Below are 2791 nucleotides of genomic sequence, written 5' to 3' on the forward strand. Positions count from 1 at the left end.
TTGCCAAAGCTGCCATGTTGATGATGGCAACTTTGGACTATTTTTCAAACCCAAAACAGGTCGTCCGATTTTTTGTCGTGTACTGAAAGGCAGCCCGAAAAAATGGAAAAGATTTAAAATACTGTTTTTTTATTTGGTAAACACGATATGCCCTTTACCCTTGCCCACCCAGCCGCCGTTTTACCGTTGGCGCGTTGCCAAAAATGCCATTTGCCCGCGCTGATTTTGGGCAGTTTATCGCCTGATTTTGTCTATTTTTTGGGTGGACGGGCGGCATTTTCCGTTGGGCATACGTTTTGGGGCGCATTGCTGATTAATTTGCCCCTATGCTTTGTTTTTTATACGATTTATAAAATCATTTGGCGCGATGTATTGCGCGATTATTTGCCCACCATCATCAATATTGCGCCGCGCCACCCCGCTTTTTCAGGCAGCCTGAACGCACGATTTTGGCGTTTTGGTACATCTGCCATCATCGGCATGATAACGCATATTTTTTTAGACGCATTTACCCACCAAACGGGTTATTTTGTCGCACAATTGCCGATTTTACGCGAAAATATTGGCATTTTCCCTTTATTCAAATGGCTACAATATGGCGGCGGCGTGTTCGGTTTGACGATTTGTGGCGCGTTTATTTTCTGCTCCGCTAAACGTACACCCTATATTTCGCCCATTTCAGCGCAAGAAAAAAACCGATTTTGGCTAATTTTCGCATTAAACAGCTTAATTTTACTGATAATTTGGCAAATCATGCACACCATCGCCCTGCGCGATGTGGCGACTTGGGTCATTCGCGGCGTGGATTGCGCGGCAATCGCGTTTACTTTTCAGGCTGCCTTATCCAAATACCGCGCAAAATAATTACCCAAAAATCCATCAAAATATCAATGATTTAATTTATACACATTCGCTTTCGCCACCTTCACGCGGACACCATTCGCGCAACACAGGCAACACGCCCAACGCCAGCCCCACCCATTCCGCCAACGCGTTTTCCGCCAACACCGCCCGACTCTCCACCTGCAACACGCCGTACACCACCCCATCTTCGCCACAAATGGGCAAACTGGTTTGGCTGACGGCGCGGCGATTATGCTCGCCCTGAAGTTCGCCGATTTGCAGCCATTTTGCCACATCTTCGGCAATATTCGCCCAACCCGAATTCGCCGTCCGCGCCGCCAAATAGTACCACGCGCTGTCTTCGTTCACGGGCAATTCAGTTTCCATCGCCGCGCCCATTTGCGCCACACGCAACAAATTGCCGTGTTCAGCCAACACATAAATGGTGGCAGCCTGCACATTTTCCTGACGAGAATACACCGAATCCAATGCCATAAACAATTGTTTTAATGTATCAATTTGATTGAAAATATATTCAGGCAACTTATCGTGCTGCACCAAAGCATTATCAATATGCGCCCTCCCCTGCGCCAACACCACTTGCGTGGCAGCATGGGCAACGGCAACATCATCGGGATTCAGTTTTAAGGCTTGAGTTTGTAAATAGTCTTTAATTTGATTACGCATTTTATTTATTTCAGCAAATAAGAAAAACAATTTTCAGGCAGCCTGAAAATTAAGCCAATGATACGCAACTGGGGCATTTTTGACTTTTTTCAATGGGCGTGTATGCTATAATGCTGATTATTTTATCTTTCCCCAGCCTATTATGTTACGCGAAATCAAGACTTTTCTAACCATTCAACGCTGCGGCACATTCGCCGCCACCGCCGAAGAATTGGGCATGACGCAAAGCGCGGTCAGCGCACAAATCAAAACGTTGGAACAGCATTTGGGTTTCAAACTGTTTGACCGCTCACGGCGCGGCGCAACGCTGAATGCTGCTGGGGAACGCGTGGTTCCATTTGCCGAGCAAATTATTGAATTATTTGAGCAAATGAGCAACGCAGATATGCCCCAAACCCTTTCAGGCTGCCTGAATTTGGGCGCAATTCAAACCGTGCAAACAGGTTTGTTTCCGCGTATGTTGCCGCTTTTGCGCGAACGTGCGCCGCAATTAGACGTGCAAATCACACAAGGTGTGTCCTATGATTTGCTGGGCGATGTGGGCGCGGGGCGATTAGCGGTGGCGTTTATCATCAAGCCGCCGTTTGAATTGTCGCAAGATTTTCGTTGCGAAACGGTAATGCGCGAACCCTATGTTTTGATTGTGCCATCATCGTTGCAACAGGGAAATATTTTTGAAATTTTGGCAACCCAGCCCTTTATTCGCTACAACCACGCTTCATTTGGCGGACACGATGTGCAAAAATTCTTGAAACAACAAGATATTATCGTGAATGAAGTTTTAGAATTAGACGATTTGGAAGCGATTGTGCAATTTGTGAAACACGGCATGGGCGTGGCACTTGTCCCCCATTCGGGCGTGTGGACGGAGCATACCGAAGGTTTACGCATATTTGAATTGGGCGAAATTGGTTTTTATCGGGAAATTTGGGCGGTGTCGCGCCACGATGCCAAACGCACCGCAGAAGTGGATTTATTGCGCGAATGCTGGCTGGATTGTTTGGACGGGGTACGCGCCGCGCCTGCGATTTGCCCCGACATTCCCTTACCCGAAGCGATTTCCTTTCCATCGCGGCAAAAAGCGCGGCGTTGGAATGGCGCAACGCCGAGTGTATGGGAATATCATTACAGCTATCCCATTGTTCGCTAAAACAAATATTATAGTAAATTCAATTTAAACCAGTACCGCGTTGCCAGCTCCCTTATGTACTATGTGTACACGGCGGTCGCTGTCGCCTTGTCCTGATTTAAATTGAATCCA

General features: G+C 47.3%; 4 protein-coding genes. 3 read left to right on the forward strand and 1 reads right to left on the reverse strand.

The annotated features are described in order from the left end of the window. Positions 1-223: hypothetical protein (locus tag Q338_RS15075; RefSeq protein WP_211249461.1), on the forward strand; the 223-nt coding region annotated here is incomplete at its 5' end. After that, the gene (locus Q338_RS12280) at positions 148-864 is read left to right on the forward strand and encodes a DUF4184 family protein (protein ID WP_034295957.1); all 717 of its coding nucleotides are present in this window, start codon (positions 148-150) and stop codon (positions 862-864) included. The genes Q338_RS15075 and Q338_RS12280, both read left to right, overlap by 76 nt. Before the next feature lie 36 nt (positions 865-900). Here the strand turns inward: Q338_RS12280 and Q338_RS12285 are convergent, their stop codons facing one another. Next, the gene (locus Q338_RS12285; RefSeq protein ID WP_034295960.1) at positions 901-1530 is read right to left on the reverse strand and encodes a hypothetical protein; all 630 of its coding nucleotides are present in this window, start codon (positions 1528-1530) and stop codon (positions 901-903) included. A 142-nt stretch (positions 1531-1672) separates the two neighbouring features. On the opposite strand from Q338_RS12285, the gene Q338_RS12290 reads away from it, so the two are divergent. Continuing rightward, positions 1673-2680 carry a LysR family transcriptional regulator gene (locus tag Q338_RS12290; RefSeq protein WP_051968650.1) on the forward strand — a complete coding sequence of 336 codons (1008 nt, stop codon included), beginning with the start codon at positions 1673-1675 and terminating at the stop codon, positions 2678-2680. The last annotated feature ends 111 nt before the right edge of the window (positions 2681-2791 follow it).

It is taken from the genome of Alysiella crassa DSM 2578 (genome assembly GCF_000745955.1).
Taxonomy (GTDB): domain Bacteria; phylum Pseudomonadota; class Gammaproteobacteria; order Burkholderiales; family Neisseriaceae; genus Simonsiella; species Simonsiella crassa.

What these genes read in the sequence shown, in the direction of transcription:
- Q338_RS12280 (WP_034295957.1), top strand. Translation starts at nt 148, where the DNA reads ATGCCCTTTACCCTTGCCCACCCAGCCGCCGTTTTACCGTTGGCGCGT.
- Q338_RS12285 (WP_034295960.1), bottom strand. Translation starts at nt 1,530, where the DNA reads ATGCGTAATCAAATTAAAGACTATTTACAAACTCAAGCCTTAAAACTG.
- Q338_RS12290 (WP_051968650.1), top strand. Translation starts at nt 1,673, where the DNA reads ATGTTACGCGAAATCAAGACTTTTCTAACCATTCAACGCTGCGGCACA.